Below are 6,644 nucleotides of genomic sequence, written 5' to 3'. Positions count from 1 at the left end.
CTTGCCGTGCCCGCGCCCGGTCATCCGCCGGGCGGCCTCGCGGCCGGTGAGGAACGCGCTGGTGAGATTGGTGTCGAGGATGCGGTGCCAGTCGGAGTCGGTGAACTCCAGCAGCGGCGCCCGCAGTTGCATCCCCGCGTTGTTGACCAGGATGTCCAGCGGGCCCACCCGCTCCTCGACCTCGGCGATCCCGGCGGCCACCGAGGGGCCGTCGGTCACGTCGAACACCGCCGTGTGCACCAGGTCGCCCGGCAGTTCCGCCGCCGCCCGCGCGAGGCGGTCACCGTCACGTCCGTTGAGGACCACGGTGCAGCCCGCCTCGGCGAGCCCACGGGCCAGGGCGAGTCCGATGCCCCGGCTGGAACCGGTGACCAGGGCCGTACGTCCGCTGATGTCGAAGAGAGGGTGAGCCGTCATCGCCGTACCGCTCCTAGATGACCAGTGACAGCAGCAGGACCAGGCCGCCGGCGACCACCGAGATGATGGTCTCCATCACCGACCAGGTCTTCACCGTCTGGCCGACGCTCAGGCCGAAGTACTCCTTCACCAGCCAGAAGCCGGCGTCGTTGACATGGCTGAAGAAGAGCGAACCGGCGCCGATGGCCAGCACCAGCAGGGCCGTGTGCGTGGTCGACATGTCGGCCGCGAGCGGCGCGACCAGACCGGCCGCCGAGACCGTCGCCACCGTGGCGGAGCCGGTCGCGAGCCGGATCGCCACCGCGATCAGCCAGGCCAGCAGCAGCGCCGGGATCGACCAGTCCTTGGAGATGTCCAGGATCATCTGGCCCACACCGCAGTCGATCAGCGTCTGCTTGAAGCCACCGCCCGCGCCGACGATCAGCAGGATGCCGGCGATCGGCATCAGGCCCTTCTCGACGGTCTGCTGGAGCCGGCCCTTGGTGAAGCCCGCGGGGCGGCCCAGCGTGAAGAAGCCGACGATCACCGCGGCGAGCAGCGCGATCAGCGGGGAGCCGACCACGTCGAAGACCCGCTGGGTCATGTTGGCCGGGTCGTCGATGACGATGTCCACCAGGGCCTTCGCCAGCATCAGCACCACCGGCAGCAGCACGGTGGCCAGCGTGGCGCCGAAGCCCGGACGACGCTCCAGGCTCTCCGAGGCGCGCTCCGGGATCATCCGGTCCGGCGCCTGGACGTCCACCCAGCGGGCGGCGACCTTGGAGAACAGCGGACCGGCGATGATCACGGTCGGGATGGCGACCACGATGCCGAGCGCCAGCGTGACGCCCAGGTTGGCCTTGACCGCGTCGATGGCGACCAGCGGGCCGGGGTGCGGCGGGATCAGGCCGTGCATCACGGACAGACCGGCCAGCGCCGGGATGCCGATGCGCATCAGCGAGTAGTTGCCGCGCCGGGCGACCATCAGGACGACCGGGATCAGCAGCACGATGCCGACCTCGAAGAACAGCGGCAGACCGATCACGGACGCGATGAGCACCATGGCCCACGGCATCGCACGGCCGCCCGCCTTGGCGAGGATCGTGTCGACGATCTGGTCGGCGCCGCCGGAGTCGGCGAGCAGCTTGCCGAGGATCGCGCCCAGCGCGATCAGCACACCGACACCGGCGACCGTGCTGCCCAGGCCGGTCGTGAAGCTCACGATCGCCTTGTCGAGCGGGGCACCGGCCACCGCCCCGAGCACCAGCGAACCGATGGTCAGGGCCAGGAAGGCGTGGAGCTTGAACTTGGTGATGAGAAAAACGATGACGGCGATGCCCGCCAGGACGGCTATGCCCAGCTGGGCGTGGCCGGCCGAGGTGATCGGCTGGACGGTGTCCGCTGCCAGCATCTCGACGCTGAGTCTGGTCACGGGATTCCCTTGCGGTTACGGGGATTCGGGGGACATGAGGGGGGTGGAGAAAAGGGGGTACTGCGGTACTGCGGTTCCGCGGAGGGGGACTACGCGGCGGCGAACGCGGCCAGAGCCTCGGCCGCCCGCTCGGTGATCTCCTCGGGGGACCCGCTGACGTCGACGGCGACACCCGCCTCGTCCGCCTCGAGCGGCTGGAGCGTGGCGAACTGCGAGTCCAGCAGCGCGGTCGGCATGAAGTGACCCTGACGCTGGGACATCCGGCTCTCGATCAGCTCACGGCTGCCGGTCAGGTGCACGAACACCACACCGGGGGCCTCGGCCCGCAGCCGGTCGCGGTACGACCGCTTCAGCGCCGAGCTGCTGACCACCCCGCCGAGCCCCGCCCGGCCGTGCGCCCAGCGCCCGATGGCATCGAGCCACGGCCACCGGTCGGCGTCTTCCAGGGGGGTGCCCGCCGACATCTTGTCGATGTTCGCCTGCGGGTGGAAGTCGTCGCCCTCGGCGTACGGGACGCCCAGCCGGGCGGCGAGCAAAGGACCGATCGTGGTCTTGCCCGTCCCGGCGACGCCCATCACGACGACGACCTGGGGGGTGCGCATGACTGCCTCGCTGTCTTCTTCGACATCGACGCCGTTCTCCGGCGTCGATGTACTGAAACCCATTAGGTACGACAAATTCAAGTGGGTGTGACATATAAGTCTGACTTTTTATGGCTGTGATCCAGGCCGTACGCTGAGTGCATGAGCACACCGGGCCGGGGGCTGCACGGCCGCGTACTGGACACCCTCGGCCCCGCGATCACGGCGGGCGAGTACCCGCCGGGCAGCGTGCTGCGTACCGACGAACTCGCCCAGCAGTTCGACGTCTCCCGCTCCGTCATGCGCGAGGCGGTGCGCGTGCTGGAGTCCATGCACCTGGTCGCCTCCCGCCGCCGCGTCGGCGTCACGGTCCGCCCCAAGCACGAGTGGAACGTCTACGATCCGCAGGTCATCCGCTGGCGCCTCGCGGGCGCCGACCGCCCGCACCAACTGCGCTCGCTGACCGTGCTGCGCTCCGCGATCGAGCCCGTCGCCGCGGGCCTGACCGCCCGCAACGCCACCGCCGAGCAGTGCGCCGAACTCACCGAGTGCGCCCTCGGCATGGTCGCCAACTCACGCGGCCACAAACTGGACCAGTACCTGATCCACGACATCGCCTTCCACCGGATCATCCTCACGGCGTCCGGCAACGAGATGTTCGCCCGGCTCGGGGACGTCGTCGCCGAGGTCCTCGCGGGCCGCACCCATCACGACGTGATGTTCGCCGACCCCGACCCGCCGGCCGTCACCCTGCACGTCCGGGTCGCCGAGGCCGTCCGCGCCGGCGACAGCGCCCGCGCGGAGGAACTGACGAGGGAGATCACCGTGGGCGCGCTCCAGGAACTCGACATCCTCGTGCCGTAGGGCGGGATCAGTCGAGGAACTCCCCGTCGACGTACACCCATGCCCCGTCCACCCGCTCGAACCGGCTCCGCTCGTGCAGCGAACCGCCCCGGTACGAGGCCCGGAACGTCACGGTCCCGGTCGTGTGGAAGGCCGAACCACCCTCGGTGTCCAGGATCTCCAGCCCCGTCCACCGCGTACCGGGATCGAGATCGAGCTCTTCGGGCCGCGTCCGCGGATGCCAGGTCCGCACCAGATACTCCACGTCCCCCACCACGAACGCGCTGTACCGCGACCGCATCAGCGCCTCCGCGCTGGGCGCGGCGACGCCCCCCGAGTGGAACCGCCCGCAGCAGTCGGCGTAGGCCCCCGGCAGCCCGCAGGGGCAGGAGGCGGGAGCGGCGGTACGGGAAGGCGTACGGGAGGTGCGACGGGCCATGCGCGCCATTGTGCCGGACCCGCGCCCGGACCCCGGACAAGCAGAAGGACCCCTGATCGACAGGGGTCCTCCAGTGGTGTCCGAGGGGGGACTTGAACCCCCACGCCCGATAAAGGGCACTAGCACCTCAAGCTAGCGCGTCTGCCATTCCGCCACCCGGACAAGGTGTCTGTCGTGCGGGGTGTTCCCCGCGGCGACGAAGGAAACATTACCAGGCTTTCGAGGGTGTCCGATCACCCCCCGGCCCGAGCCCCCGCTGTGTGAACGCCCTGTGGCGGGGTGACGAGAACGGGCCGGGCAGGGGGAGGATGGGGGTGACCCACCAGCAGTGACAGCGGGAGGAAGCAGCGTGAGCGAGACGGACACGGCCAGGGGCGTCACCGGTGAGGACGAGGTCGTGGACCTCTGCCGCGAGCTGATCCGGTTCGACACCAGCAACTACGGCGACCACTCCGGCCCCGGCGAGCGCGCCGCCGCCGAGTACGTCGCCGGGAAGCTCGCCGAGGTCGGACTGGAGCCGAAGATCTTCGAGTCGCATCCGGGGCGCGCGTCCACCGTCGCCCGCATCGAGGGCGAGGACCCGTCCCGGCCGGCGCTGCTGATCCACGGCCACCTGGACGTCGTACCGGCCAACGCGGACGACTGGACCCACGACCCCTTCTCCGGCGAGGTCGCCGACGGGTGCGTGTGGGGGCGCGGGGCCGTCGACATGAAGGACATGGACGCGATGACCCTGGCGGTCGTCCGCGACCGGCTGCGCAGCGGGCGCAAGCCCCCGCGCGACATCGTCGTCGCCTTCCTCGCCGACGAGGAGGCGGGCGGCACCTACGGTGCCCGGTACCTGGTCGACAACCACCCCGGGCTGTTCGAGGGCGTCACCGAGGCGATCAGCGAGGTCGGCGGGTTCTCCTTCACGGTGAACGAGCAGCGGCGGCTCTATCTGATCCAGACGGCCGAGAAGGGCATGCACTGGATGAAGCTGACCGTGGCCGGCACCGCCGGGCACGGTTCGATGATCCACCGCGACAACGCCATCACCGAGCTGTCCGAGGCGGTCGCCCGCGTCGGCCGCCACAAGTTCCCGGTGCGGGTCACCAAGACCACCCGCGCCTTCCTGGACGAACTCGGCGACGCGCTCGGCACCGAACTCGACCCCGAGGACATGGAGTCGACCCTCGCCAGGCTCGGCGGCATCGCCAAGCTCATCGGCGCCACCCTCAGCAACACCGCCAACCCGACCCAGCTGAACGCCGGTTACAAGGTCAATGTCATCCCCGGCGAGGCCACCGCACACATCGACGGCCGCTTCCTGCCGGGCCACGAGGAGGAGTTCCTCACCGACCTCGACCGGCTGCTGGGGCCGAACGTGCGGCGCTCGGACGTCCATGCGGACAAGGCGGTCGAAACCAGCTTCGACGGTGCCCTCGTGGAGGCCATGCAGTCCGCACTGCTGGCCGAGGACCCGATCGCGCGTGCGGTGCCGTACATGCTCTCCGGCGGTACGGACGCCAAGTCGTTCGACGACCTCGGCATCCGCGGCTTCGGCTTCGCGCCGCTCAAGCTGCCGCCGGAGCTGGACTTCGCCGGGATGTTCCACGGCGTGGACGAGCGGGTTCCGGTCGACGGGCTCCAGTTCGGCGTGCGGGTGCTCGACCGTTTCATCGACGCCTCCTGACGGATGCCGCCGCCGGTAATCAGGCAGGCGTACGAGATCAACTGAGAAGAGTGAATGCGACGATAAGCTCGTAGCCCGATTACTCCCTCCTCGTTACTCGTGATGTGACCCCGCACCTTGGGGCCGCGTTTCCAACTAGGAGGAATAATGATCAAGAAGGTCGTCGCTGCCGCGGTCGCCACCGGTGGACTGGTTCTCGCGGGCGCGGGCATGGCCGCCGCCGACGCCGGTGCCAGCGGTGCCGCCGTGGGTTCGCCGGGCGTCCTGTCCGGCAATGTCGTCCAGGTGCCGGTGCACGTTCCGGTGAACGTCTGCGGCAACACGGTCAACGTGATCGGGCTCCTGAACCCCGCCTTCGGCAACACCTGCGTCAACGACTGACGTCAGCCGTTCACAAGGCGTCTTCAGCGAACCGTCGGCCCCGGAAGCGCGATCTCCGCGCTCCGGGGCCGACCGGTTCCGCACCCAGTCGAAGCAGGGACATCCCAGGGGGGATCAGAACATGCGACAGGGCACCCGTAAGGGCCTGATGACGATGGCGGCCGCGACCGGAGTGATCGCGGCGGCCAGTGGATACGCGCACGCCGACGCGGGCGCGGCCGGCTCCGCCGCCCGCTCGCCCGGCGTGCTGTCCGGCAACACCGTGCAGGTCCCGGTCCACGTACCGGTGAACGCCTGCGGCAACACCGTCGACGTGGTGGGCCTGCTCAACCCGGCCGTCGGCAACGCCTGCGGCAACGGGGCGCCCGGTGCGTCGGGGGGCGCGCACGCCGGCGCCCGCACCACCGGCTCACCGGGGGTCGGCTCCGGGAACACCGTCCAGGTGCCGGTGGACGTGCCGGTCAACCTGTGCGGGAACAGCGTCGACGTGATCGGCGTGGGGAATCCGGCTGCGGGCAACCAGTGCGGGAACGCGGGGCACGGGACTCCGCCGGACCGGCCCGGCAATCCGGGGACGCCGGGGCATCCGGGCCACCCCGGCGGGCCCGGGCACCACGGGGACTGCCCGCCCGGACACCATGAGCACCACCCCGGCCACCCCGGAACTCCGGACAACCCTGGCAATCCTGGTACGCCCGGCAACCCTGGCACTCCCGGGAACCCCGGTACGCCCGGCAACCCTGGGCACCCCGGAACTCCGGGCAGCCCCGGTCAGCCGGGCAACCCCGGCACTCCGGGGCGGCCGAGCACCCCCAGCACGCCCACCACCCCGTCCACCGGCGGTCGCCACACCCCGCAGGGGGCTTCCCAGGCCGGCTACGGCCACGCCTCGGGCGG

The 6,644-nt window shown here is 70.6% G+C and carries 8 protein-coding genes and 1 tRNA gene; 4 read left to right on the top strand and 5 right to left on the bottom strand.

Annotated features, from left to right (window positions below; genetic code table 11):
* The 3 genes from CCN33_RS10695 to CCN33_RS10685 all read right to left on the bottom strand — a co-directional run.
* Nucleotides 1-417, bottom strand: a 417-nt coding sequence (locus CCN33_RS10695; protein WP_140394505.1) for an SDR family NAD(P)-dependent oxidoreductase, incomplete at its 3' end; no start/stop codon positions are given.
* Between the two features lie 13 nt (nt 418-430).
* Complete coding sequence (locus CCN33_RS10690) at nt 431-1,828, bottom strand: GntP family permease (RefSeq protein WP_086693410.1); 1,398 nt, start codon at nt 1,826-1,828, stop codon at nt 431-433.
* 89 nt (nt 1,829-1,917) lie between these two features.
* Nucleotides 1,918-2,430, bottom strand: coding sequence for a gluconokinase (locus CCN33_RS10685; RefSeq protein WP_208621707.1), 513 nt, complete (start codon nt 2,428-2,430; stop codon nt 1,918-1,920).
* Nucleotides 2,431-2,571: 141 nt separating this feature from the next.
* Between CCN33_RS10685 and CCN33_RS10680 the strand changes: the two genes are divergently transcribed.
* Complete coding sequence (locus tag CCN33_RS10680) at nt 2,572-3,273, top strand: FadR/GntR family transcriptional regulator (RefSeq protein ID WP_086693408.1); 702 nt, start codon at nt 2,572-2,574, stop codon at nt 3,271-3,273.
* Between the two features lie 7 nt (nt 3,274-3,280).
* On the opposite strand, the gene CCN33_RS10675 is transcribed toward CCN33_RS10680, so the two are convergent.
* Nucleotides 3,281-3,691 carry a YchJ family protein gene (locus tag CCN33_RS10675; RefSeq protein WP_086693411.1) on the bottom strand — a complete coding sequence of 137 codons (411 nt, stop codon included), beginning with the start codon at nt 3,689-3,691 and terminating at the stop codon, nt 3,281-3,283.
* A gap of 74 nt (nt 3,692-3,765) precedes the next feature.
* Nucleotides 3,766-3,853 (bottom strand) — tRNA-Leu (locus tag CCN33_RS10670).
* A 187-nt stretch (nt 3,854-4,040) separates the two neighbouring features.
* Here CCN33_RS10670 and CCN33_RS10665 point away from each other — a divergent pair.
* The 3 genes from CCN33_RS10665 to CCN33_RS10655 all read left to right on the top strand — a co-directional run.
* Nucleotides 4,041-5,366, top strand: a complete 1,326-nt coding sequence (locus tag CCN33_RS10665; RefSeq protein ID WP_086693407.1) for a M20/M25/M40 family metallo-hydrolase — start codon at nt 4,041-4,043, stop codon at nt 5,364-5,366.
* 147 nt (nt 5,367-5,513) lie between these two features.
* On the top strand, nt 5,514-5,747 hold the full coding sequence (gene chpH, locus CCN33_RS10660) for a chaplin ChpH (RefSeq protein WP_030812634.1): 234 nt from the start codon (nt 5,514-5,516) through the stop codon (nt 5,745-5,747).
* A 121-nt stretch (nt 5,748-5,868) separates the two neighbouring features.
* A partial coding sequence (locus CCN33_RS10655; RefSeq protein ID WP_107483923.1) for a chaplin family protein occupies nt 5,869-6,644 on the top strand: 776 nt, incomplete at its 3' end.

This window comes from Streptomyces recifensis, assembly GCF_002154615.1.
GTDB lineage: Bacteria > Actinomycetota > Actinomycetes > Streptomycetales > Streptomycetaceae > Streptomyces > Streptomyces griseoluteus.
This window is presented reverse-complemented; position numbering and strand designations above follow the sequence as displayed.